Origin of the sequence: Streptomyces sp. NPDC017991 (assembly GCF_044328075.1) — a bacterium.
Lineage (GTDB): Bacteria > Actinomycetota > Actinomycetes > Streptomycetales > Streptomycetaceae > Streptomyces.
Genome location: NZ_JBIRGP010000014.1, coordinates 285,755 through 310,833 on the forward strand (window position 1 = coordinate 285,755; position 25,079 = coordinate 310,833).

Annotated in this window: 17 protein-coding genes; 5 read left to right on the plus strand and 12 right to left on the minus strand. The window is 72.2% G+C overall.

What is annotated here, in order from left to right; all coding sequences use genetic code 11:
- Positions 1–4 precede the first annotated feature (4 nt).
- Complete coding sequence (locus ACH4DZ_RS35295; protein ID WP_398292180.1) at positions 5–880, minus strand: DUF3592 domain-containing protein; 876 nt, start codon at positions 878–880, stop codon at positions 5–7.
- Between the two features lie 216 nt (positions 881–1,096).
- On the opposite strand from ACH4DZ_RS35295, the gene ACH4DZ_RS35300 reads away from it, so the two are divergent.
- Genes ACH4DZ_RS35300 through ACH4DZ_RS35310 form a run of 3 tightly spaced genes read left to right on the plus strand, consistent with a single transcriptional unit; the run spans position 1,097 to position 3,604 of the window.
- On the plus strand, positions 1,097–1,375 hold the full coding sequence (locus ACH4DZ_RS35300; protein ID WP_398292182.1) for a polyprenyl synthetase: 279 nt from the start codon (positions 1,097–1,099) through the stop codon (positions 1,373–1,375).
- Positions 1,365–2,420: a polyprenyl synthetase family protein gene (locus tag ACH4DZ_RS35305; protein WP_398292184.1), complete on the plus strand. Its 1,056-nt coding sequence runs from the start codon at positions 1,365–1,367 to the stop codon at positions 2,418–2,420. The genes ACH4DZ_RS35300 and ACH4DZ_RS35305 overlap by 11 nt, the downstream gene beginning before the upstream one ends.
- 20 nt (positions 2,421–2,440) lie before the next feature.
- On the plus strand, positions 2,441–3,604 hold the full coding sequence (locus ACH4DZ_RS35310; RefSeq protein ID WP_398292186.1) for an oxygenase MpaB family protein: 1,164 nt from the start codon (positions 2,441–2,443) through the stop codon (positions 3,602–3,604).
- On the opposite strand, the gene ACH4DZ_RS35315 is transcribed toward ACH4DZ_RS35310, so the two are convergent.
- Genes ACH4DZ_RS35315 through ACH4DZ_RS35360 form a run of 10 tightly spaced genes read right to left on the minus strand, consistent with a single transcriptional unit; the run spans position 3,598 to position 13,553 of the window.
- Positions 3,598–4,443: an SDR family NAD(P)-dependent oxidoreductase gene (locus ACH4DZ_RS35315; RefSeq protein ID WP_398292188.1), complete on the minus strand. Its 846-nt coding sequence runs from the start codon at positions 4,441–4,443 to the stop codon at positions 3,598–3,600. The two genes, ACH4DZ_RS35310 and ACH4DZ_RS35315, sit on opposite strands and share 7 nt — an antisense overlap.
- Before the next feature lie 4 nt (positions 4,444–4,447).
- Positions 4,448–4,855, minus strand: coding sequence for an aconitase X swivel domain-containing protein (locus ACH4DZ_RS35320; RefSeq protein ID WP_398292190.1), 408 nt, complete (start codon positions 4,853–4,855; stop codon positions 4,448–4,450).
- Positions 4,848–6,128, minus strand: a complete 1,281-nt coding sequence (locus tag ACH4DZ_RS35325; protein WP_398292192.1) for an aconitase X — start codon at positions 6,126–6,128, stop codon at positions 4,848–4,850. The genes ACH4DZ_RS35320 and ACH4DZ_RS35325 overlap by 8 nt, the downstream gene beginning before the upstream one ends.
- A gap of 7 nt (positions 6,129–6,135) precedes the next feature.
- A complete protein-coding gene (locus ACH4DZ_RS35330; protein WP_398292194.1) occupies positions 6,136–7,479 on the minus strand; it encodes an FAD-dependent oxidoreductase in 1,344 nt (447 codons plus the stop codon).
- Positions 7,476–8,312 carry an alpha/beta fold hydrolase gene (locus ACH4DZ_RS35335; RefSeq protein ID WP_398292196.1) on the minus strand — a complete coding sequence of 279 codons (837 nt, stop codon included), beginning with the start codon at positions 8,310–8,312 and terminating at the stop codon, positions 7,476–7,478. Before ACH4DZ_RS35335 ends, ACH4DZ_RS35330 begins: the two co-directional genes overlap by 4 nt.
- Entirely contained in the window at positions 8,309–9,097 is a 789-nt protein-coding gene (locus tag ACH4DZ_RS35340) for an ABC transporter ATP-binding protein (RefSeq protein ID WP_398292305.1), read from the minus strand. Before ACH4DZ_RS35340 ends, ACH4DZ_RS35335 begins: the two co-directional genes overlap by 4 nt.
- Before the next feature lie 53 nt (positions 9,098–9,150).
- On the minus strand, positions 9,151–9,936 hold the full coding sequence (locus tag ACH4DZ_RS35345) for an ABC transporter permease (RefSeq protein WP_398292198.1): 786 nt from the start codon (positions 9,934–9,936) through the stop codon (positions 9,151–9,153).
- Complete coding sequence (locus tag ACH4DZ_RS35350; RefSeq protein ID WP_398292200.1) at positions 9,933–10,769, minus strand: ABC transporter permease; 837 nt, start codon at positions 10,767–10,769, stop codon at positions 9,933–9,935. The genes ACH4DZ_RS35345 and ACH4DZ_RS35350 overlap by 4 nt, the downstream gene beginning before the upstream one ends.
- Positions 10,766–12,568, minus strand: coding sequence for a dihydroxy-acid dehydratase (locus ACH4DZ_RS35355; protein WP_398292202.1), 1,803 nt, complete (start codon positions 12,566–12,568; stop codon positions 10,766–10,768). The genes ACH4DZ_RS35350 and ACH4DZ_RS35355 overlap by 4 nt, the downstream gene beginning before the upstream one ends.
- A 1-nt stretch (position 12,569) precedes the next feature.
- Positions 12,570–13,553: an ABC transporter substrate-binding protein gene (locus tag ACH4DZ_RS35360; RefSeq protein ID WP_398292204.1), complete on the minus strand. Its 984-nt coding sequence runs from the start codon at positions 13,551–13,553 to the stop codon at positions 12,570–12,572.
- A gap of 213 nt (positions 13,554–13,766) precedes the next feature.
- Here ACH4DZ_RS35360 and ACH4DZ_RS35365 point away from each other — a divergent pair, with 213 nt between their 5' ends.
- A complete protein-coding gene (locus ACH4DZ_RS35365; protein WP_398292206.1) occupies positions 13,767–14,555 on the plus strand; it encodes an IclR family transcriptional regulator C-terminal domain-containing protein in 789 nt (262 codons plus the stop codon).
- Between the two features lie 78 nt (positions 14,556–14,633).
- On the opposite strand, the gene ACH4DZ_RS35370 is transcribed toward ACH4DZ_RS35365, so the two are convergent.
- On the minus strand, positions 14,634–17,618 hold the full coding sequence (locus ACH4DZ_RS35370; protein WP_398292208.1) for an AfsR/SARP family transcriptional regulator: 2,985 nt from the start codon (positions 17,616–17,618) through the stop codon (positions 14,634–14,636).
- Between the two features lie 172 nt (positions 17,619–17,790).
- Between ACH4DZ_RS35370 and ACH4DZ_RS35375 the strand changes: the two genes are divergently transcribed.
- On the plus strand, positions 17,791–25,026 hold the full coding sequence (locus ACH4DZ_RS35375) for a SpvB/TcaC N-terminal domain-containing protein (protein WP_398292210.1): 7,236 nt from the start codon (positions 17,791–17,793) through the stop codon (positions 25,024–25,026).
- Positions 25,027–25,079 lie beyond the last annotated feature (53 nt).

A 25,079-nucleotide genomic window follows, 5' to 3' on the forward strand; every position in this document is an offset into this window, starting at 1 on the left:
GTCGTCAGGTGATGGGCAGGAGGTCGTGGAGAAGCGCCACGCCCAGGGTGACCGACGCGATCCCGGCGAGCAGCAGGTAGACGATGAACCTGACCGCCGCGGCCCGCTCGCGGCGGTCGTGGTCGAGGTCGGGGGTGAGGACGGCCGGGTCGGCGGGCGCGTAGTGGATCGTGAGGTCGCGGCCGAGGGACAGACCGGGCCGCGCGATGCCCTCACGGCACAGCGCGGTGACATGGATTCCCTCACGGGTGGTGAAGGCGACGACGGGAGCGTGATTGACGATCTCGCCGCCCTCTCCGTCCGTGTGGACGTCCTTGGTCACGGCCACCACGTGGCCCGGAACGGCGACCGATCCGTCCAGCAGAGCGGCGCGGGCGCGCGCGTGCTGCCGGTCCCGGCTGAGCGCGCCGACGACGAGCAGCAGTCCTCCGAGACACATGAGCCCGTGCGGCCGGCCCCACACGACGAACGCGTGCACGACCAGTCCCACAAGCAGCAGGAGGAGCATGCAATTCGGGCCGCCCAGCCCCCGCTCCTCGCCCTTCGCGTCCAGCATGAGGTGGAACCGCTCCGGGCGACGGCGCGGATAGCGCACCGGGAACTCCTGGCCCACCCAGGCCGCTGCCACGACGTGTCCGTTGCTTCCCGCGTGCCGCATCCTGAACTCCCGTCCGGTGGACGGGTCGTGGAAGGCGACGGTCACCGGGATGCCGGGCCTCTTGGAGTCACCGTGGCCCGGCCGGTGCACCTCCACGACTCTCGCCGTCACCCACACCGCGCGCTGAGGCCGCGTCAGCCCGGCGAGCGAGCACACGTACCCGACCAGCGCCGCCCCCGCGGGGACCGTCCACCACAGTCCGAGCATCTCCTGCACATCCATCCGGCGACACTCCCAGCGCACAGGCTCCTACCGATCCCAGGTCTGGTCGAGGCGCGGCGTGCTCCGTTGCGGGCCGGGGTCGACCGTGATCCGTACGGTCGAGCGAGGTGATCACTCGATGGTGAGTTCCTTCCCTCCTGTGGCCGGTATGTCGTGATGCTGGGAGGAACGGCGTGCGACCGGCGCCGTCCGGATGTGCGGTGGGTGGGGAGTGGCGTGACGCGAGCGACGGGACGACGCGGAGGCCTGGACGAGCGGGCCGTCCTGCTGGTGGCCGGACTGGCCGAACTGACGGTGAGCACGGTGGGTTCGGCCCTGGGGACGATGCGGGGGCTGCTGCGCCGCTCGGACGCAGCGGAACTGGCGGCGGAGGCCGAGCACGATCTGCTGGCGCGCGGGCGCCTGGTGCTGGACCGGTACGCGGCCGTGCCCCCGGCCCACCTGGAGATCCTCGCCCGGCGTGCCCTGGCCCGACAGGCCGCCGATGGCGTCTGAGCGATCGGATCCGGCCGCGTTCAAGACCCGCGTCGACGAGGTGCTGCACGCGTTCGTCGCCCATGAGGCCGGGCAGTTGGCGGCGATCGATCCGGCGCTGGGGCCGGTGGCCACGCAGGTGGAGGCCGCGGTCGCGGACGGCAAACGGCTGCGGGCGGCCTTCTGTTACTGGGGCTGGCGCGCGGTGGGACAGCCGGACAGCGACGCGCTGGTGAGGGCGGCGGCGTCCATGGAGCTGGTGCACGCCGCCGCGGTCGTGCACGACGACCTCATCGACGACAGCGCGTTACGGCACGGGCGGCCCACCGCCCACATCGCTCTGCGCGGTGCCGTACGCCGTCGCCCGCGTGCCGTCGCCGCCGCCAGGTCGCTCGCGCTGCTGGTGGGGGATCTGCTGATGGGGCTGGCCGGGCAGCTGTTCGCCACCAGTGGGCTGCCCGCGGCCTATCTGGCGCGGGCCCGCCCGTTGTGGTCGGTGCTGGCCCGTGAACTGATCGCGGGCGAGTGCCTGGAGATTCTGCGTACCGGGGACGAGCCGGACATCACGGCTTCGCTGAAGGTGATCCGCTACAAGACCGCCAAGTACACCGTCGAGCACCCCCTGTTGATCGGCGGCGCCCTGGCCGGGGCGGGCGAGCGGCTGCGTGAGGGCTACTCCGCGTACGGGCTGCCGCTGGGCGAGGCGTTCCAGCTGCGGGACGACCTGCTGGGCCTGTTCGGGGACCCGGACCGGACCGGCAAGGCCAACGCCGACGACGTACGCGGCAGGCGCCCCACGGCCCTGCTGGCGGAGACCTGGCGCCTCGCCGGGGACGACGACCGGGAGCGGCTGCGCGCACTCCTGGGCCGACGCGACCCGGACGGGGACGGTCTGCACGCGGTACGGGAGGTGATGCGCCGGCTGAAGGCACCCGACCGCGTCGAGGACATGATCACCGCTCGCGTGGAGGAGGCCCTCGGCGCGCTGGCCGAGCTGGACGTACCCGCGCCTGCCGCCTCGGCCCTGACCTCGCTGGCACACTCGGCGGCCGCCCGCCTGTCCTGACCCTCGTAAGGAGCTTTGCCATGAACTGCACCGAGGCATCGATGGACGCCCTGCGGCAGTCCGGTGACGAACTCGCCGACGCCACCGTCGCCGCGCTCTTCGAACGCGGCGAGGTGGGCAGGTTCAACACCCTCATGCGGTACGTCTCCACCGTCGGCGCCCCTCTGCCGGACGGACTGCCCGAGGTCGCCCGGGAGTACCTCCGGGCCACGAGCACCCCGCCGGCCTGGGTCGACTGGGGGGAGATGGAGAAGGCCCGGCTGTTCTTCATCGACAACAACGTGCACATCTCCACCGCCCTCTCCTTCGCCTCCATGCCCGCCTGTTACGTCGTTCCGCACGTGGCGAAGCTCCTGTCGGCCGCCCACGGGCTCAAGTACCCGTCCAAACGGATGGCGGAGACCGGCCAGTTCACCGTCTACCTCATGCAGCCGGACGCCTTCGAGGCCGGCAGCCGCTTCATTCCCGCCGCCCAGAAGGTCCGCCTGCTGCACGCCTCCATCCGCCACCACCTCGAACGCGAGGACCACTGGGACACCGAAGGCCTTGGGACGCCGATCTGCCAGGAGGACATGATCGGCGGGCAGATGTTCTTCTCCCTGCTGGTGCTGGACTCCCTGCACCGCCTCGGCATCCACATGTCCACCGAGGGGGCCGAGGCCTACTTCTACGCCTGGCGGGTCGTCGGAGCGATGCTCGGTGTCGATCAGGACGCCGTCCCCAAGTCCCTCGACGAGGCCCGCGGGTTCCTCGACCTGTACATGGTCCGGCACATGGGTCCTTCCGAGGAGGGCGCGCACCTGACCCGGCAGCTCATCGACCTCTACGAAGAGGTCGTGCCCGGCACCTTCTTCGACCCGATCGTCTCCGCGCTGATCCGCCATCTCGTCGGCGACACCTGCGGCGACTGGCTCCAGGTGCCCCGCACCCCGTGGGACACGGTCGTCAAGGCCGTGCCCCACCTTCTCGGTGTGCTGGAGAGCATCGAGGACCGCTCACCTCTCGGTGCGTGGGCGCTGGACCGCCTCGGCCACCTCACCACGGTCCTAGAACTGTCGTCCCTCACGCGCGGGCGCGTCATGCACTACGCCATCCCCGAACAGCTGAAGAGGGACTACGGAGTCTCCGACTCGGTCCGTCGCACCCACCGGTGGACTCCGCCCGCCGCCACGGTCCCCTACTGACCCGCCGCCGCCGGGCTGCCTGCGTCAGGGGCCGGCAGTTCGGCGCTGGGGATCTGGGTCAGGGCCGACGCGCCGCCGTCCACGACGTGGACGCCTCCGGTCATCCAGGACGAGTCGTCGGAGGCCAGGAGGAGGGCCGGCCCCGTGATGTCGTCGGGGCTGCCCCAGCGCCGCATCGGGATCGAGTCCTCCCACGCGGCGACGGCGGCTTCGGGCCGGGGGCCGGGGCCGCCGATGTTGGTGACCACCGGTCCAGGGGCGAGAGCGTTCACGCGGACGCCGAAGCGGGCGAGTTCCAGTGACGCCTGGCGGACCAGGCCGACCACCGCGGCCTTGGACGCGACGTACGGGTAGCTGACGCGTGGTTCCGCGCGCAGGCCCGCCGTGGAGGCGGTGACGACGATGCTCCCGGACCGCTGCCGCTTCATGACCCTGGCGCAGTGCTGGAGGCAGTGGAACAGGCCGTCCAGGTTGACGTCCATGACCCGCCGCCACGCCTCGAAGGGCAGCTCGTCGATCGCGCCGCCGGGCTGGAGGAGGGAGGGCACGCCGTTGATGCCCGCGTTCAGGAAAGCGACGTCGAGACGGCCCGACGCGGCGACCACGTCGTCCACGAGGGTGCGGACCGCGTCCGGGTCCGTCACGTCGCACACATGTGACGTAACGGACCCGCTGCCTGCGGCCGTCAGTTTCCCGGCCGCTTCGTGGACCGTGTCCGCCACGTCCGCGAGGTGCACCGTGGCGCCCTCGTCCGCGCAGGCGCGGGCGATCGCGTGACCGATCCCGCTCGCCGCGCCGGTGACCAGCACCACTCGTCGGTCGATGCGCAGGGTGTCCATCAGGTCAGCCTTTCCTTCGTACCAGTAGCGTGCCCGCTGTTCCGTCGACCTCCACGAGGTCCCCGGTGCGGATCGTCCCGGTGGTGTCCAGGCCCGTCACCGCCGGGACGTGGAGGACGACGAGGCCGAGTGCGAGTTTGCTGTTCATCCGCGTGAACACGATGGCGCACGGCGCTGTGCCCTGCAGCTTGGCGAGGTGGAACTGCCCGGACCAGCCGGAGGACCCCTTGGCCCCGGGCAGCACCAGTACGGTGCCGGCGACGCTGCTCCCGTGCTGGGGGTGGCGGCTCTCCACGATGGTGCCGGTCCGCGGGTCGATGCCGCCCCAGCCCGACACCGGGGCCGTACACACCAGCGCAGGTCCGCTCGCCCGTCCGGCGACGACCCCTGTGCCGTGCAGCAACTCAGGCATCGGGCCACCGTCCTTCCAGGGCGGCGGTGACACAGGTGCGTACGCCGCCGAACCAGCCCTGTACGCCGGTGATGGCCGGCAGATAGTGCGCCTGCTTCGCCGAGTCGGTGGCGAACACCCGCGTACCCGGCGGCAGGAACTGTCCGATCGCCGGGCAGGTGTCGGACAGCACACGCCCGCCGGCCTTCTCGATGGCGGCGACGTAGCCGTGGCGCTCGGCCACCTCGCGCAGGGCCCGCGGCGTGAACACCCACAGGGCCGTGGAGTCCGCGAGTCGCCGGCCCTCCAGCAGCCCGGCGACCTCGCGCACCTGTTCCAGCGAGGCGTGCGGGCAGCCGATCATCACGAAGTCCACCTCGCGGTCGGTGGCCGTCCGGCACAGCGATGCCACGGTCTCGGCGCGCGCGTCCGCGTCGAAGACCGAGACCGCGGCGGGTTCCCGTCCGGCCAGGGCCTGTTCCACCGTCCGGGCCTCCGGGGTGACACCGGGCAGGTGGTACATCTCGACGTCCCCGGAGGAGGCGGCTGCCGCACCGAACTGCTTGAGCTGTACCGGCGTCGGCGCACTCCCCGCGAGCCCGGGGCCGGTGAGGACCGGGACGGCGTCCTGGACCCGCTCCCCCACCCAGTAGCCGAGGACGTTCCAGTCCTCGGTGGTCACCACCGGGTGCCGTACCTCGATCAGGTGGGTGGCCCGGCGGTGCGCGTCCAGGTGGTAGCCGCAGTAGGGGGTGCGCCCGGTGAGCATGGAAGCGGCGGAGGACTCGCGGCCCTCGGTGTTGGTGCGGGCCCCGAGCACGGAGTTGATGTAGACGACCGCGGAGGACTCCATCCACGCGCAGTGCTCGCCGAACCGGGGCACGTTGCCCACCTGGTAGGGCGTGCAGGTCGAGAGCAGGTCGACGCCCTTGTCGGCGAGGTAGCGCTCGCTGTCGTCCATCGCGGCGGCGTCGGTGGGCGCGATGCCCTGCAGATCCCACTGGTCGCGATCGCGGGGGCCGATGAGCTGGCAACTGTGGGCGCGGAACGGCGGTACGTCGACCGTCTCGTCGAGGTCCAGGGAGAACCGCGAGAACAGGGCGGCCGGGTCGGTGGTGCCCAGGACCCGTGCGTGACGCGGTCCGAAGAGGTTGGCGCCGCACACGTTGTCGGTGTCGATGAGGCGTTCGGCGCCCATCAACTCGCCGTAGCGGACGAGGAGTTCGAGGGCGGAGCGGACCGCGGGACCTTCCTCGCCGGCCAGCATGCGTTCGTCGGCGGGGCTCAGCAGCATGATGTCCTCACAGTGAGAGGCACGCGCCCTCTCCTTCCAGTTCGGTGCGCAGTCGTGCGACGTCGACCTCGGCGGCCGTGACCTGGTCCTTGAGTGCCAGGTGGGCGGCCGTACCGGCGGCCTGGCCCATGGCGAAGCAGGGTCCCGCGACGCGTGCGGCGGACTGGCCGCCGTGGGTCATCGACGCGCAGCGTCCGGCGACGAGCAGGTTGCCGGGGCCCTCGGCGGGGACGAGCATGCGGTACGGCAGCTGGTTGTAGCCCACGGGGTTGTCGCCGTAGGGCCAGCGGATGTCGAGGTCCCCGTCGACATGGGCCTCCACGGGCCAGCCGTTGAGGCCGATGGAGTCCTCGAAGCGGGCGCAGGAGCGGACGTCGTCCTCGGTGAGCATGTACCGGCCGAGCAGGCGGCGGGTCTCGCGGATTCCGATCTCGGGGCCGATGTCGACGATGTAGGACTTCTCGAAGCCGGGGAGGTTCTCGCGGATGAAGCCGAACACCTCCTGGGCCTGCGCCCGGCCCTGCACCTCGCCGTGGGTGAGCTGCCAGACGTCGGTGCCGTCGACCGCGCTGCCGTCGGGGTTGCGCAGCTGGGTGGCGTTGGCCCGCCACTCCACGGCGTCGCGCTGGGGCCGTACGATCGCGCCGCGCCGCGGGAAGCGGGGGCGGCCGGCGGCCACGGCCTCGTCCATCAGGCGGGGCAGGATCTTCCAGGCGGGCCCGGCGCGCTCGTCGTCCACGGCGTTGATGCGGAACATGGTGGACGGGTAGAGCATGTCGCCGTACGGGTCGGCCTTCTCGTGGCTCGTGCCGGTCCAGGCGAGCAGGTCGCCGTCGCCGGAGCAGTCGATGAACACCTGGCCGCGCAGGATGCCGCGGCCGGACTTCGATTCCACGATGACCGCCTCGACACCCGACGGGCCGGCGATCGCGCCCACCGCGAAGGCGTGGTAGAGGAGTTGAGCTCCGGCGGACAGTACGTGGTCGTCGGCGGCGCTGCGGTAGGCCGGGATGTCGTAGGCCTGTGCCTGGATACGGTCGGCGAAGGACAGGTGGGGAGCGCGCAGGCCGCCGAGGCGGTCGATGCGTTCCAGGAGTTCGGTGGCGTGTCCCCTGACGGTGAGGACGTGTTCACCGTGGACGTTGGAGTACATGCCGCAGAAGGTGGACAGACCGCCGCCGGTGCCGGCGCCGCCCAGGTATCCGCTCTTCTCCACCAGCAGGGTGCTGCGTCCGGCGCGGGCGGCGGCGGTCGCCGCGGCGAGTCCGGAGGGGCCGCCGCCGAGGACGACGACCTCCCACTCGCCGAACACCGGTGTCTCACGGGTGGGTTCGGTGACGTGGCTGTTCACGGGGTGACCTCTCTGTCGGCTGCGGGGGTGGCACCTGCGGTGACGGTGGCGGTGGTGGTGGTGGCGGTCCAGTGCTCCGTCAGCAGGGTGTGGAGTCGGTCGGGGATCTCCTGGCTGAGCAGGTGTCCCGCGTCGGGGAGCGCGACCTGCCGGGCGCCGGGCACGCCGGTCGCGATCGCCCGCGCGTGGTGGGCCGGGACGACGGCGTCGGCGAGGCCGTTCACCGCGAGCACGGGGCATCGGATGCCGGCCAGCCGGTCACGCAGGTCGGTGCCCGCGATGGCCTCGCAGCAGGCCGCGTACCCCTCGGGATCGAGTTGTCCGACGCCGTCGACGGTGTCCTGGACCAGCGCCGTCGGGGCATGGGCCAGGGCGGGGGCGTACCAGCGGTCGATGAGACCGGAGGTGGCCGCCGTCATGCCCTGTTCCCTGATCGCCGTGGCGCGTCGCCGCCAGAAGTCCGGGTCGTCCGCGAAGGCGGGCGCGTTGACGGTGACGAGACTGCGTACCCGGTCGGGGTGGTCCGCGGCCAGGGCGAGCCCGACGGTGCCGCCGAGGCTGATCCCCACGACGTCGACGGACTCGATCCCCAGTGAGTCGAGCAGGGTGACCACGTCGTGGACCAGGTGAGCGAGGTCGTACGGTCCCGGGGGCGTCGGGGAGGCGCCGTGTCCGCGGTGGTCGTACGCGATTACCCGGCGGTCGGTACGCAGACGTGCGCGCTGCGGTGCCCACATCGCGGCGGTGGTGCCGAGGGAGGCGGAGAGCAGGACCGGGGCGCCGGAACCCTCGTCCGTGTACGCGGTCCTGCGGCCGTCGGTGTGCGCGGTCATGCGGCGGCTGCCGCTCGGCGGCCGGCCTTGGCCTCCTGGATGCCGCGGTGCACGCGGGTGCGCAGTTCGGCGAACTCCGGCGTCGAGCGGCTGGTGACCTGGTCGCGTTCGGCGGGCAGTGCGATGGGCACGTCGTCGAGGACGTGGGTGGGCGAGGCGGACAGGACCAGGACGCGTTCGCCGAGGTAGACGGCCTCGTCGATGTCATGGGTGACGAAGAGGGTGGTGATGCCGAGGGAGCGCCACAGTGAACGGACGAGGTCTTCGAGGTCCGCGCGGGTCTGCGCGTCGACGGCGGCGAAAGGTTCGTCCATGAGGAGGACCTGCGGCTCGTAGGCGACGGCCCGGGCGATGGCGACACGCTGCTGCATACCGCCGGAGAGCTGCCAGGGGTACGCGTCGCCCGAGTCGGCGAGTCCGACGGCGGCGAGGGAGTCGGCGACGAGGCGGTCGCGTTCGGCGCGGGGCAGGCCCTTCTGCCGCAGCGGGAGGTCGATGTTCTGCCGCACGGTCTTCCAGGGGAAGAGGCTGCGGCCGTACTCCTGGAACACCACGGCCATGCCGGGCGGGGGTCCGGTCACGGGGGCGCCGTCGAGCAGGACCTCGCCGGCCGTGGGGGTGAGCAGTCCGGCCAGGCATTTGAGGAGGGTCGTCTTCCCCGCGCCGGAGGGGCCGACGATGCAGGCGAACTCGCCCCGGGCGACGGAGAAGGTGATGTCGCCGATCGCCTCCACCCGGTGGCCGGAGGACTCGTACACCTTGTTGAGGCCCCTGACGGTGACCATGTCTGTCATCAGCCGTTCTTTCCTCAGCTGTTCTTTCTCCAGCCGTTCTTCCATCAGCTGTTCTTCCTTTGGGACTCGCGCAGGCCCAGGTACCAGCCCAGGACCCGCTTCTCGACGACGGTGAACAGCACGGACAGCGCGAACCCGATGAGGCCGAGCAGGATGATGCCGCTCCACATCTGGGGGATCGCGAAGGTGCGCTGGAACTGCACGATGCTGAAGCCGAGTCCGTTGGTGGCGGCAAACATCTCGCCGATGACCATGAGGATCAGCCCGATGGACAGGGACTGGCGGAGTCCGGCCATGATCTGCGGGCTCGCCGCGGGCAGCACCATGTGGCGCAGCCGCGCGCCACGGGTGATGCCGTAGGTCCGGCAGGTGTCGACCATGACCTCGTCGGCGGCGCGGACGCCCTCGACGGTGTTCAGCAGGACCGGCCAGACGCAGCCGGAGACGATGACCAGCACCTTCGAGCCGTCTCCGATGCCGGCGACGATCGCGATGACCGGCACCAGCACGGTCGGCGGGAGGGCGCGCAGGAACTCGAGGACCGGTTCGGCGCCGCGGCGCAGCGTGTCGGTCAGGCCGAGGGCGACGCCGAGGGCCACACCGATGACGCTGGAGAGCACGAAGCCGGTGAGCAGTCGGAGCAGGCTGGGTACGACGTCCTCGGCGAACCGGGACGACAGCCACAGTTCTCCGAACCGGTCGAGGATGTCGGACAGGGGCGGGTAGTAGTAGCTGCTGCTGTCGGCGCTGGTGATCCACCACAGTGCGACGAGGCCGGCGGGCAGGCCGAGGGCGTACAGGGTGCGGCGCAGGATGTTCGTGACGTTCATCGCGTGCCCGCCGATCGCCGGACGGAGGGGTGCCAGCCGAGTGCGGCGCGCTCCGCGTACCGGAAGCCGACGTTGACCAGGACGCCCAGGACGCCGGTGAGCAGGACGAGCGCGAACATCTCGGTCGTCGCTCCGCTGCTCTGCGCGACGGAGATGAGCTGGCCGATGCCAGGGGTGCCGATGACCAGTTCGCCGGTGATGGCGAGGACCAGGGCGACGGAGGCGGCGAGCCGGATGCCGGTGAACACGAACGGCAGGGCGGTGGGCCAGATGACGTGCCGGATGCGGGCCCACAGGCCGAAGCGGTAGGAGCGGGCGGTGTCGTGGGCGACCGGGTCGATGTCCTGGACGCCGTAGAGGACCTGCACCAGCACCTGCCAGAAGCCGGCGTAGACGATGAGGACCACCCCGGACTCGTAGCCGGTGCCGAAGACGAGGATGACCGCCGGGATGAGGGCCACCGAGGGGATCGGGCGCAGGAACTCGACCGTGGAGGCGGTGATCGCGCGCAGTACCGGTACGAGTCCGATGGCGACGCCGGCGATCACGCCCGCGGCGACGGCGGCCACCAGTCCGACGGCCCAGGTGCGGACCGTGTCGCCGAGTGCCTCCCACAGCGCGCCGTCGCCCGCTTCCCGGCCGAGCTGGGCCAGGACGGAGCTGAGGGGCGGCAGCGCGCCGTCCGCGATCAGGCCGGTGCGCGGGACGAGTTCGGCGATCAGCGCGGCGACCGCGATGCCGACCAGCGGGGCGATACGGGGCCGGGGCCTGCGGGTCCGCGGAGGCGGGGCGGGCGGAGCCTCGGTGGGCCGGGTGGCGTCGAGCACTTTCATCGGACTGCTCCCAAGGATTTCCCGCACGCGCTCGCGCAGTCCGGGCGGGCCAGGACGGAGCCGCAGGCGGGGCTGGTGACGGTGCGGTCGTACACGGACAGCCAGCCGGGCGTACGGACGGTCTCGGCGGGGGCGGACTCGCGCCCGGCCAGGGTGTCCGGGTCGACCTCCAGGTCGACCGTGCGGGCGGTGAGGTCGATGCTGATGACGTCGCCGTCGTGGATCCGGCCGAGCGGGCCGCCGATGGCGGCCTCCGGGGAGACCTCGCCGACGACGATGCCCTTGTTGACCAGTCCGGAGAGCTGGCCGTCGGTGACCACGGCGACCTTCTCGCCGAGTCCGGCGCCGTCGAGGGCGAACACGAACGCCGAGGCCATCGCCATGCCGGGGCCGCCGTGCAGCCCCATGCCGCGCAGCACGACCACGTCTCCCGCCTGTACCTCCCCCGCCGCGAGCCCTGCGATGGCGGTCTCGCGGGAGGGGTAGCAGCGGGCGGGGCCGCGGAAGGAGGTGGGCCGTTCCTCGTCGGCGGGCAGCTTGACGATCGCGCCCTCGGCCGCCAGGGACCCGCGCAGGACGACGATCGACGGCGTACGGGAGAAGGGGTCGTCCGGTGGCCGGATGAACTCCGGGTCGAACGGCGGTGTCCCGGCGACGAGTTCGCCGAGCGGGCGGCCGGTGGCACCGACCGTGGTGAGGTCGAGCAGCGGAGCCAGCGCGGCGAGGACGCCCCGGGTGCCGCCGGCGTCGTCGAGTTGTTCGATGAGGTGGGGGCCGTTGGGGCGTACCGCGGTGATGACGGGGACCCGGTCGGCCAGTTCCTCGTAGGTCCGCCACACGTCGACGTCCAGTCCGGCCTCGACGGCGACGGCTTGGAGGTGCTTGACGGAGTTGATCGAGCCGCCTACCGCGAGCATCACGGTGACCGCGTTGCGGATCGCGGCCGGGGTGAGCACCGAGCGTGCCGTGCGCCCCGCGTGGACCATGTCCACGATGTGCCGGCCGGCCGAGCGGACCGCGTCCCACATGACCGGCCCGTTGGCGCGGGTCGGGGTGGTGCCGGGCAGGGCCATGCCGAGCGCCTCGGCGGCCATGTGCATGGTGTTGGCGGTGCCCATGCCCGCGCACACGCCGGGTCCGCGGATGGCGTCCTCGGACATGGTGAGCAGGTCCTCGGCGGAGGTACGGCCGAGGGCGGTGTGGCCGGCGTGCAGGAAGACGTCCTCGATGTCGGCGCCGCCGTCCTCGTGCAGGGCGCTGCGCTGGTAGCCGCAGGCGACGAGCAGGGTGGGCACGTCGAGCCTGCCGCCCGCCATCATGTGGGCGGGCGCGGTCTTGTCGCAGGAGCTGAGGCACACCATGCCGTCGAGCAGGGCGCCCTCCACCACGACCTCGATGTCGTTGACGATGAGGTCGCGGGTGGGCAGTACGTACCGGCCGCCGGCCCCGGCACTGGTGATGAAGTCGGAGGGGGCCGCGGTACGGATCTCGAAGGGCAGGCCGCCCGCCTCGCGTATCGCCTCCTTCAGCACCGGGACGATGTCGTCGAGGTGCGCGAAGCAGGCGGCCAGGTCGGAGGAGGAGTTGACGATGGCGATCTTGGGCCGGGCCATCTCCTCGTCGGTGATGCCGAGCGAGCGCCACTGGGCCCGCCGGACGGCCCAGCGGGAGCTGCCTGCGGGCAGGTCGCTGCGGAGGGGGGTGGCGCCGCCGAGGGGGGTGTCGCCGTGGCCGGGGGTGTCGCCGTGGCCGGGGGTGTCGCCGTGGCCTGGGACGTCGCTGTGGAGAGGGGTGGTCATGTCAGCCGGCCGTTCCCGACCACACCAGGTCGTCGTAGGAGATGTCCTTGTCGATCAGTCCGTGTGCGCGGGCGGTCTTGACGAACGTCTCCACGGAGGTCTGCTCGATCGCGGGCGCGAAGGTCGGCAGGGTCACCTTCTGTGCCACCCCGGCGTCGATCTTCATGAAGGAGGACAGCTGCGCCCGGGTCTCCCGGGGGTGTGCCTCCGCATAGGCCAGTGACTCGTCGATGGCGGCCTTCAGCGCGGTGAACAGCTTGGGGTTCTTCTTCAGCTGCGCCTCGGAGGTGAAGTACACCGAGGTCGTCAGGCTGCTCTTCGCCATGTCGAGATAGGGCGAGGCGATGACCCGGGTGTCCTTGTCCGCGGCGATGGTGTCGAACGGCTCGGCGGTGACCATGGCGTCGATGTCGCCCTTGCCGAGCGCGGTGACCGCGTCGGGGAAGGGCAGTTCGACGAACTCGACCTTGTCCGGGTCCCCCTTGTCCGCGTCCACCGCGACCTCGCCCAGCATCTGGAGCAGGTTGTTGAGCGTGTTGACGCTGACCTTCTTGCCTTCGAGGTCGGCCGCCGACCTGATCGGGCTGTTCTTCGGGACGCGGATCATCGTCACGTCCTTGCCCTCGGTGCCCGTGGAATTGGATCCGGAGGCGATGACCTTCAGGGGCAGGCCCTGACCGCGGGCCGAGAGCACCGAGACGATGTTGCTGAACGCGAACTGGTACTGGCCGCTGACCACCGGCGGAACCAGGGCCGCGCCGCCCTGGGCGGTCTTGATGTCGAGCTTGATGCCGCGCTCGGAGAAGAAGCCCTGCTTCTCCCCCAGGTAGAGCGCGGCCACGTCGATGACCGGGATGAAGCCGGCCTGCACGGTGACCGGCGTCTTCGAGGAGGGGGCCTGTCCTCCCGACGATTCGCCGCCGCCGCAGGCGGTGAGCGACAGAGCCAGTCCGGCCGCGGCCGCCAGCGCCGTTCTTCTGCGCATGATCGGGAACTCCATCGTTCCTCCACGAGACAAGGGTCCGGAGAACCGGACCAGAGGGTGCGTGGAAGGGACCATACATTTCTGAACACGTGTGCGCTAGACGCACGCACAATCGTTCGCTGTGCGTACACTGCTGGTCGTGTCCGGCGGCAGAACCCGTCCGCCGGATGTGGGAAGGTGGTCGCCGCCACCGCCGGGACTGGGAGAGACCACATGGAACTGCTCGAAGACGGGCCTGGGGACGCGGACTTCGTCCAGTCACTGGCGCGCGGACTCGAAGTGATCAGGGCCTTCGACGCGGAGCATCCGTTCCGCTCGCTCAGCGACGTCGCCAAGGCGACGGGTCTCTCCCGCGCCTCGGCACGGCGCTCCCTGCTGACCCTGCACAAACTCGGTTACGTACGCAGCGAGGGCACGCTCTTCGGACTCACCCCCAAGACCCTGGAGCTGGGGCACGCCTATCTGCGGGCCCTGTCCACCCCCCAGATCGCCGAACCGCACCTGACGAACCTGATGCGCGACGTACGCGAGACGACGGCGCTGTCCGTGCTCGACGGCGATCACGTCGTACACGTGGCCCGCGTCCCGGCCGGCGGGGTGATCAGCGTGTCCATCAACGTGGGGTCCCGGTTTCCCGCCTACGCCACGGCCATGGGCCGGGTGCTGCTCGTCGGTCTGGCCGAGGACGCCTTCCAGGCCTACCTGGACCGGATCGACCTCCAGCCGCTGACCGACCGCACGGTCCGCAGCGCCGACGAGCTGCGGGCGGTCATAGAGACCGCTCGGGCCGACGGGTTCTGCCTCGCCGACCAGGAACTCAACCAGGGACTGCGGGCCGTGGCCGTCCCCGTGCACGACCGGTCGGGTGCCGTCATCGCGGCGGCCAACATCGCCGCGAGCGCGGGCATGCGAAGCCTCGACGAACTCCGCGCCATGGTGCCGCGGTTGCGGGAGTGCGCCACCGCCATCGAGACGGATCTGCACCGGGTCGCGGGCCCCTGACCGTCCGCGGCGCGGAACCCGCAAGACAACGGCCGCCGCGGTCCGTGTCGCCGCCGCACGGGCCGCCGTCTCGCACGGCTACCAGGCGGACGTCTCCGGCAGCACCCTCACGGGCACGGTCCGGACCGTCGACTGCGGTGGCTGTTCCGGCGGTTGGGGCTGTTCGAAGGCCGGTCCGGGACGGCCGTCGAGGCGGGTGCGGAGTTCGGTGCGGAGCGGATCCGTGTCCGGGAGCGCCAACTCGTCGGTGATGGTCAGGGCCCGTGTCCAGGCCGTGCGAGCGGCGTCGGGGCGGGTCGTGACGCGATGGACGTCGCCGAGACACAGCAGGCCGGCGGCCTCGCTCTGCCGGTCGCCGGTCCGGTGGAACAGGTCGACGGCCCGCCGGTAGCAGTCGACGGCCTGGGAGTGTCCGCCCAGGTGATGCTGGATGTAGCCGATGCTGTCCCAGGTGTGGGCCTGCCCGTTGAGGTCTCCGGTCTCCTGGGCCAGGTCGAGGGCTTGCCGGCAGTGGACGAGCGCCGCGTGGTGCTCGCCGAGCTGGGCGTTGAGCCAGCCGATGTGGTTGAGGGCGGCGGACTGCCCGGCCCGGTCGGCGGCGGCCCGGTAGTGCCTGAGACTGTGTCCCGCGTGGTCGAGCGCCTGCTGAGGGCTGCCCAGCACGGCGGACATCCGTGCGAGGTGCTGATGGGTACGCGCCTGTCCCGCGTCGCTGCCGAGTCCGGCGAACAGGTCGAGGGCGAGCAGGTAGTGGCCGCGGGCGTCCTCGCCACGGTCCAGCCGGTCCAGGGCGAGCCCGAGTCCTCGGTGGGCGCCGGCCCGGCCCGCGCGGTCGCCCTGCCGCCGTGCCGCCTCCAGGGCGCGCGTCTGCAGAGCGGCGAGCACCCGCCAGTGCCCGTGCCGGTCCAGGAAGGTGGTGAGGGCCGCCGCGAGCTGCCAGCCGTGCCGGTCGAAGCCGGTCGCGCAGGCCTGCTCCACCGCGGCCACGAGCACGGTGTGCTCCGCGGCGAACCAGGCCTGCGCCTGCTCGTGGTCCGCGAGCGCCTCTGGGGCGGCGCCCGGCCCGGCGGGTGGCAGCGGGACCGGGTTGGGCTGCGGGGTGAGCAGTACGTCGGCGGTGTGGGCGGTGTGCAGACAGTGGTCGAGCAGCCGGTGCAGCGCGGTGTGCCGGTCCAGGTCGCTGTCGATCGTGGCGACCAGTTCGGCGGCGTACACGCGCAGCAGGTCGTGGAAGGTGTAGCGGCCGGGAGCGTGTTCGGTGAGGAGGTGGCCGCCCACGAGTTCGGCCAGCAGGGCGACCGCGCGGTTCACCGGTATGCCGCCGAGCGCCGCGATGGCCGGCAGGGCCGCGTCGGGTCCGGGATGCAGGCCCAGCAGCCGGAAGAGCCTTGCCGCCTCGGGGCTCAGCGCCTCGTAGGACGAGGAGAACACGGCCCGCACCTGGCTGGTCGCCTCCCCGCCGTCCAGGGCGTCGAGCCGGTTGTCGGCCCGGCGCAGCTCCTCGGCGAGTGCGGCGAGCGGGAACCGGGGGCGCGCCGCCGCGCGGGCGCCCACGATCGCGAGGGCCAGCGGCAGTCCCGCGCACCGTCGGACGATCTTCCCGACCGCGGCGCGTTCCGCGTTCACCCGGCTCGCGCCCAGTCGGCCGGTCAGCAGTTCCCGGGCCTGGCCGGACGTGAGCAGGTCGACGGTCAGCAGATGGGCGCCCTCGGCCACGGCGAGGCCGGTCAGCAGGCGCCGGCTGGTCACCAGCGCCAGGCAGCCGGGCGCTCCGGGCAGCAGCGGGCGGACCTGCTCGGTGTCGCGGGCGTTGTCCAGCACCACCAGCACCCGCCGCCCGGCCAGCACGCTCCGATACAGGCCGGCCTGTGCCTCCAGGCCCACCGGGACACGGGCCGGCGGCACCCCGAACGCGTCCAGGAACCCCCGTACCGCCTCCGCCGGGCTCATCACCGATCCGTCGGAGCCGAAGCCGCGGAGATTCACATACAACTGTCCGTCGGGAAAGGCCGGTTGTGCCCGGCGCGCCCAGTGCACGGCCAGCGCGGTCTTGCCCACGCCTGCGGTGCCGGACAGCGCCGAGATCACCACGGCCGACGGCTGGACGGCCGCCGACGCGAGGACCAGGTCGAGTTGCGCCAGCTCGTCGCCGCGGCCCGTGAAACCCCTTACGCCCATGGGCAGTTGGGCGGGGATCGCACCCGGCCATCGTGCCGTCGACGGCAAGCGTTCCGGCGAGGGCCGTGCCGGGAGGGACGCGTGGGGGGCGGGCTCGGAGGTCTGCCGGTGCGCCGTCCGGCCGACCGGTGCGGGCGGGTTTCCGCGCAGGATCGTGCGGTGTGCCTCGCGCAGTCCGGGACCGGGGTCGGCGCCCAGTTCCTCGGCCAGCCGGCGTCTGACGGTGGCGAAGCGGTCCAGCGCCTCCGCGCCGCGGCCGGCCGAGTGCAGGGCCCGCATCAGGGCCTCGGCCAGGGGCTCCACCAGCGGGAACTCGTCGAACAGATCGGTGAGCGGACCGATCACGGTGCCGGGATCGCCGACCCGCGACTCGACGGCGGCCCATCCGACGGTGAGGTCCACGTACTGGCGCCGCCACGCCTCCCGTACCCGCTCCGCCCACTGTCCGCCCACGTCGGCCAGGGGTTCTCCGTGCCACAGGCGCAGCGCCTCGCGCGACAGGGCCGCCCGGTCGTCGTCGGCCCGTCCCGTCTCCCGGGCGCGGTCGGCCAGCCGACGGAAGCGAAGCACGTCCACCTGGTCCGGGGCCGCCTGCAGAAGGTAGCCGCCCGAACGTCGTACCAGGCATAACTGGACGTCACCGCCGTCGTTCGCGGTCTGCTCGCACAGGCGGCGGAGCCGGGCGATGTGCGCGTGCAGGGCCCGCCTGGCCCCGTCCGGAGGCCGCACTCCCCAGACCCGCTGGATGAGCACGCCGGCCGGGACGGGCCGGCCGGCGTCCACCGCCAGCGCGGCCAGCACGGCCCTGCGCTGCGGCGGCCCGATCTCCACGGCCCGCTCCCCCGCCACCAGCTCCACCGGACCCAGCAGTCTCAGTTGAATCACGAGTCCGCACCCCCGCACAGATCTGACCCACACACCCCACGCATGGCTCTCGCTGGGCGACAACCTATCGACAACGTTCCCACCCACACACGCAGCCCACGCTGACGCATCAGTTCGGTGTCCCGTCGATGAGCGACGGCGGTCGCCGAGGCTCGATCCAGGGGGAGGCACCATGACTTCTGCGGACACCGCGGACGCGACGGCGGCGGGTTCGGCGATCGCCTTGCCGCAAGGGGGCGGCGCCGTCGGCGGGTTGGGGGAGAAGTTCGCGCCGGACCTGTTCACGGGGACGGGCAACATGTCCGTGCCCCTGGCGGTGCCCGCGGGGCGGCAGGGGGCGACACCGTCGCTCGCTCTCGGCTACAGCACCGGCAACGGGAACGGGCCGTTCGGGCTCGGCTGGCAGTTGGGACTGCCCGGTATCTCGCGCAAGACGTCGCACGGCGTTCCGAGATACCTCGATGCCGCCGGGCCGGGGGACGCGGACGCGGCCGATGTGTTCCTGCTGTCGGGTGCCGAGGATCTGGTGCCGGTCCTCGGCACGTATCCCGGCCGGGTGCGCTACCGGCCCCGTACGGAGGGGTTGTTCGCCCGGATCGAGCACGTCAAGGACGCGACGGGTGACTACTGGGAGGTCCGGGGCAAGGACGGCTCGCTGAGCAGATACGGGACACGGCGTCCCGCGGGAGCCGCGGACACCTGGCGGGACCCGGCGGTGACCGCCGATCCGCATGACGCGGGCCGCGTCTTCGGCTGGCAGCTCACCGAGACCGTCGATCCGCTCGGCAACCTGGTCCGATACGTCCACCTCGCCGACGCGGGCACCGAGCAGGGCAGGTCGTGGTCCCGGCCGCTTCTGGCGGGCATCTCCTACGCCGACTACGGCGACCGGGCCGACCCCCGGTTCCTGGTCTCCGTCGACTTCGTGTACTCGTCGCGCCCCGACCCGTTCTCCGACCACCGGGCGGGCTTCGAGGTGCGGACGTCCTTGCGCTGCGACGTGATCCGGGTGACGACCCGTGCCGCGGACGGGGTGGCACGGGTGGCACGCGAGTACCGACTCGCCTATCGGCAGGCGGAGTTCAACGGGGTGTCGCTGCTCGCGAGCGTGAGCGAGGTGGGGATCGACGCGGCGGGGGCACCGGCACCGGAACCCGCCCCGGACCCGGCCACGGCATCGGGAGTGGTGCCGGAGGAACTCATGCCTCCCCTGATCTTCGGGTACTCGGGCTTCGACCCGGGCGGACGCGGGTTCTCCCCCGTGACGGGCCCCGGTTTCCCGGCCGCCGCGCTGAACAGTCCCACGCTCGCCCTGGTGGACCTGCACGGCGCGGGCCTGCCCGACGTCGTGGAACTCGGGGCGGCGGCACGGGTGTGGCGCAACGCGGGCGGCGGCCGGTTCGACGCGCCCCGCTCGATGGCCGAGGCACCCGCGCTCTCGCTCGGACAGCCCGGGGTGCGGTTCCTGGACGCCGACGGCGACGGCCGGCCCGATCTGTTCGCGCCCGCCGCAGGCACACCGGACCGGGACGGCGGCCCCGCCGCGGGCTACTTCCCGATGGCCTTCGCGGGGGGCTGGAGCCGCCGCGGCTTCACCCGCTACCGCCGGTCCCCCGGTGTGAGCGTCGCCGACCCGCAGGTGAGACTGGTCGACCTCGACGGCGACGGGCTGACGGACCTGGTGCGGTCGGGCACCCGCCTCCAGGCGTGGTTCAACGACCGCGATCCGCGCGAGGCCTGGCGGCGCACCGCGGTCGGCCTCGACGGCCCGCGCGTCGACCTCGCCGATCCGAGGGTGCGGCTGGCCGACATGACCGGCGACGGCCTTCAGGACCTCGTACTGCTGCGCAACGGGAACGTGGCGTACTGGCCCAACCTCGGGCACAACAGATGGGGCGCGCGGATCCAGATGCGCGACGCGCCCCGCCTGCCCGACGGTTACGACCCGCGCCGGGTGCTCCTCGGCGACGTCGACGGCGACGGGGCCGCCGACCTGCTGTACGTCGACAGCGGGCGGGTGCTGCTGTGGGGCAACCGGTCGGGCAACGGCTGGAGCGAGACCCCGGTGATCGTCCGCGGCACCCCGCGGGTGTCCGGCACCGACGTGCTCGAACTGTCCGACCTGTTCGGCACCGGGATGGCCGGGCTGCTGCTGAGCCGGTCGGCGGGTGTCTCCGGCGGGCCGCACGCGCGTTTCCTGGACTTCACCGGCGGGGTGAAACCGCATCTGCTCACCTCGACGGACAACAGCCTCGGCGCGCTCACGCGGGTGACGTACGCGCCGTCGACCCGGGAGTACCTGCGCGACTTCGCCGACCCGGCCACCCGCTGGCGCACCCCGCTGCCCTTCCCGGTGCACGTGGTGACGAGGACCGAGGTCGCGGACCGGATCTCGGGCGGCACGCTGGCCACCGAGTACCGCTACCGGCACGGCTACTGGGACGGCGTCGAGCGGGAGTTCCGCGGTTTCGCGCTGGTCGAGCATCTGGACACGGAGACGTTCGGCGGGGCGACGGGAGCGGGTGTGCCGCAGGGCCACCACGCGCCGCCCGTGCTCACCAGGAGCTGGTTCCACTGCGGGCCGGTCGCCGCCGACGAGGCCGGCGACTGGACCGAACTCGACCTGAGCCACGAGTACTGGCAGGGCGACACACCCATGCTGTCCAGACCGCCGGAACAGCTCGCGTTCCTGGCGGGACTGCCACGGGCGGCCCGCCGTTCGGCGTTGCGCGCCCTGCGGGGGCAGGTGATGCGCACCGAGGTGTTCGCACGGGACGGCGGCCCGCTGTCCGACCGGCCCTACACCGTGACGGAGACCCTGTCGGGCGTACGGGAGGAGGAGGCGGGCGGGCTGCCGGACCGGGAGCGGATCTTCTTCCCGTTCTCGCTCGGCACGCGCACCACGAGATGGGAACGCGGCCCGGAGCCGATGACGCAGTTCGCGTTCCCGACCGGGTACGACGCGTACGGGTTCGCGACCGGGCAGCTCTCGGTCCCGGTGCCGCGCGGCCGTGACCCGCTGACGGTCGCGGGGCCGGGCGAGACGCCCGAGCCGTACCCGGCCACGTACGCGACGACGGAGTACGCGCGCCGGGACGACGCCGAGCACTACGTCGTGGACCGCGTGGCGAGGACGTCGAGCCACGAGGTCGTCAACGACGGCCTGCTGCCGGTGCCGTCGCTGCGGGACGCCGTGGCCGGCGGGGCACTGCCGTCCGGGGTCTCGCTGCGGGTGATCGGCCACACCCGTACCTACTACGACGGCGCGGAGTTCACCGGGCTGCCGCTCGGCACGCTGGGCGCGTACGGACTGCCGGTGCGCTGCGAGTCGTTGGCGTTCCAGGACGGCTTTCTCGACCTGCTGTATCCCGCCGACGACCCCCGGGCGGCCGGGCCGCGTCCGCCCTACCTGGCGCCCGGTGACCGGATCGACTGGCCGGCCGAGTATCCGGCCGCCTTCCGCGGCTCGCTGCCCGCGCTCGCCGGATACACGCACTACGCGGACACCGACGTGCCCGGCTCCCCCGGCGGCTACTACGTGACCACGCAACGGCACCGCTACGACACCCAGGAACCGGGGTCGACCCCGCGCGGCCTGCGGACGGCCTCGCTCGACCCGCTCGGCGCGCGCAGCCAGGTCGCCTACGACCGGCACGCCCTGTTCCCCGTCCTCGACACGGACCCCGTCGGGCTCACCACCGCCGCGGAGTACGACCACCGCCTGCTGCGCCCGCACACGGTGACCGATCCGAACGGCAACGCCACGTCGGTGACGTTCTCCCCCGCCGGACTCGTCACCGCGACCTGGACCCGGGGCAAGAACGGCGAGGGCGACCGGGCGGCGCCGGGGACGACGATGAAGTACAACCTGCATGCCTTCCTCGGGAGCGGACAGCCGGCGTCCGTCACCACGGTCAGACGGGTGCACCACGACACGGAGACCGGGGTGCCCGCCGAACGCCTCGACGACGTGCTCGTGTCGGTGGCGTACTCCGACGGTTTCGGCAGGCCGCTGCAGACCAGGACGCAGGCCGAGGACACGCTCTTCGGCGATCCGTCCTTCGGCGGGAACGTCATCCCGGGCGGCGACCGCACGCCGACGGGCGACTCGACGGGCCGCACGAGGGCGCCGGCCAGCCCGGACAACGTGGTGGTGTCCGGCTGGCAGGTGTACGACAACAAGGGCCGGGTGGTGCACAAGTACGAGCCGTTCTTCTCCACCGGCTACGACTACGCGCCACCCCTGGACGCCCAACTCGGCCGCAGGAGCGTCATGTTCCACGACGCGAGCGGGCGGGTCGAGCGCACGGTGCACCCGGACGGCAGCGAGCAGCGGGTCGTCTTCGGCGTCCCGTCCGACCTGGCGGATCCCGACCGCGCCCTGCCGACGCCGTGGGAGACGTACACCTACGACGCGAACGACAACGCCGGCCGCACCCACGGCGACGCGGCCTCGGCGTACCGGACGCACTGGGACACGCCGTCGAGCACCGAGGTCGACGCGCTCGGCCGGGTCGTGCGCGCCGTCGCCCGGCGCGGTCCCACCGCCGCCGAGTGGCTCACCACGACGTCGGCGTACGACGTCCAGGGAAATCTGCTCGGCATCACCGACCAGCTCGGGCGGGCCGCCTTCGCCTACCGTTTCGACCTGGCTCACCGACGCTGGCGGGCGGACAGCCTCGACGCGGGCCGGCACGACAGCGTCCCCGATGCCCTGGGGCAGGTGGTCGAGGCCCGGGACAGCAGGGGTGCGCTCGTCCTGGGCATGTTCGACCCGCTGCACCGGCCGAGCCAGGTCTGGGCCAGGGACGACCACGTCGGGAGCGTCTCCGTGCGCCAGCGCGTCTCGTACGGTGACGCCGGGAGCGCAGCTCAGCGGCCCGTGGAACGCGCCGGCGCCCGTGGCCGCAACCTGCTCGGCCGGGCCGTCCACCACTGGGACGAGGCCGGGCACGCCGGTGTCGAGTCCGTCGACTTCAAGGGCAACGTGCTCCAGAGCAGTCGCCGGGTGATCGCCGACGCGGCTCTCCTGTCCGTCTACGACCGGGCGGCCTCCGACGGCTGGCAGGTGCGGCCGTTCCAGCTCGACTGGACGCCCTGGCCCGGCCAGAGCCAGGCCCAGCGCGACGCACAGCTCCTCGAACCGGCCGAACACGTCACCTCCAGCGAGTACGACGCCCTGAACCGCCTCAAGCGGCGCTTCCTGCCCGCCGACGCGGAGGGAAAGCGGCACGTGCTCTACCACTCGTACAACCGGGCGGGGGCGCTGGAACAGGTGCAGCTCGACAGCACGGTGCACGTCCGGCGCATCGCCTACGACGCCAAGGGACAGCGGTCGCTGATCGCCTACGGCAACGGCGTACTGTCCCGCCACGCCTACGACCCGGACACGTTCCTGCCGACGCGGCTGCGCACCGAGCGCTACAGCCTGGTCGATCCCATGACCTTCCGGCCGGCCGGGCCCGCGCTCCAGGACGTCGGCTACGCGTACGACCTGGTCGGCAACCTCACCGAGGTGCGCGACCGCACCCCCGGCAGCGGTGTTCCCGGCAACCCCGAGGCCGCCGCCGTCGCCGACCCGGTGCTGCGCGCCCTGCTGGCCGGCGGCGACGCGCTCGACCGGCGTTTCACCCACGATCCCCTGTACCGGCTGCTGTCGGCGAGCGGGCGCGAGTACGCGGCCCCGCCGCAGGGTGAGCCCTGGCCGGCCACGCCGCGCGGCACCGACGTGACCCGGGCACAGACGTACCGGGAGACGTACGACTACGACGGGGCGGGGAATCTGCTCACCCTCACCCACGCCGGCACGGGCGGTTTCAAGCGCACGTTCACGGCGGCGGACGGCGGCAACCGGCTGCGGCGCATGACGACCGGCACGAGCGCACCGAGCGGGACGACACCGTACGACTACACGTACGACGCGGGCGGCAACCTGCTGTCCGAGACCACGTCCCGGCACTTCTCCTGGAACCACGCCGGCCGCATGACCGCGTTCGCGACGCAGACCGCCGGGGCCGAGCCGTCGGTGCACGCCCAGTACTTGTACGACTCGGCCGGTGCGCGGGTGAAGAAACTGGTCCGCAGACAGGGCGGCGCGGTCGAGGTCACGCATTACATCGACGGGACGTTCGAGCTGCATCGCTGGGGTGGAGCGCAGAGCGGTCAGAACAATCACGTCCACGTCATGGACGACCACCGGCGTGTCGCCCTGGTGCGGTTCGGCAGCGCACGTCCCGACGAGGGCGGGCCCGCTGTCGCCTACCACCTGCCGGACCACCTCGGGAGCAGCACCGCTGTCCTGGACCAGACCGGAACCCTCACCAACCGTGAGGAGTACACCCCCTACGGGGAGACCAGCTTCGGCAGTCACACCCGCAAGCGCTACCGCTTCACCGGTGCGGAACGCGACGAGGAGAGCGGTCTCGCCTGCCACGGCGACCGGTACTACCTGTCGTGGCTGGCCCGCTGGTCGGCGCCCGACCCGGCGGGGCCCGGTGGCGCGATCAACCTCTACCAGTACTGCGCGGGCGCGCCGCTCCGGCTCGTCGACGGGTCGGGCCGTGACTTCACCGTGGTCACGGACTGGGAACGCAGAACCATGGTCCTCGGCATGGTGATCGTGGTCACCACCCCCCTTGAGGAGCAGCAAGTGCTCAAGGCGAAGAAGGCGTTCGACACGGCGGCGCCTTTCACGGACCAGAACGGGATGGCGGTCACCTTCGATGTGCGGGTGCGGCTCCAGGTCCTCAACAAACCGGCGTCCTCCGAACCCGGCACAGTGAACTACCGGGGCAACAGATACCTCTCGCAGGACAGAGCGGGATACCACCCCAAGGCCGTCGGGGACGACCGGGGGCGCCCCGGCGACACGTACATCGGCGGGGTGACCAGGTTCGGCGGCGGGGGCGGGGCTGTCTGGATGAACAGGCACCGCCGCTACGGCGAACTGGGGAACGCACCTGATCTGGTCAAGCACGAGATCGGTCACCTCTACGGCCTCGACGACAACAACGCGGGCGCGACCGGCCGTTACTTCGTCGAGGGCGGGGTGATGGACCCCAAGGAGCTGTCCGCCGTCCACGGAAACAGTGACCCGACGGACAAGGACCTCTTCTCCATCAGGAGGGAGGAGGTCTCCGCGATCGTCACCTTCCTCCACGACTACCGGCCCGCGATGCACGACAAGAACAGCCCCGGCTTCGTGGACGTCACGCCGCAGATCAGGTTCGTCAACAGCTTCGGGGCGACGACCTCCCACGGCAGCCTGGGCGAGGCCAGGGCCGCCTTCGAGAACGACCGGAGGACCGCCGAGGACCTGCTGCGCGATGCGCAAGGGGCACAGGACCGTGCGAGGCAGATGATCGAAGGTCACTTCAACTCGTCGAAACAGCCCGCGCCGCAACCCTGACCGCCGGAGAGACGCCGGCGAGGCGTCGTCCCCGGCCATTGCCGTTCCTCGAC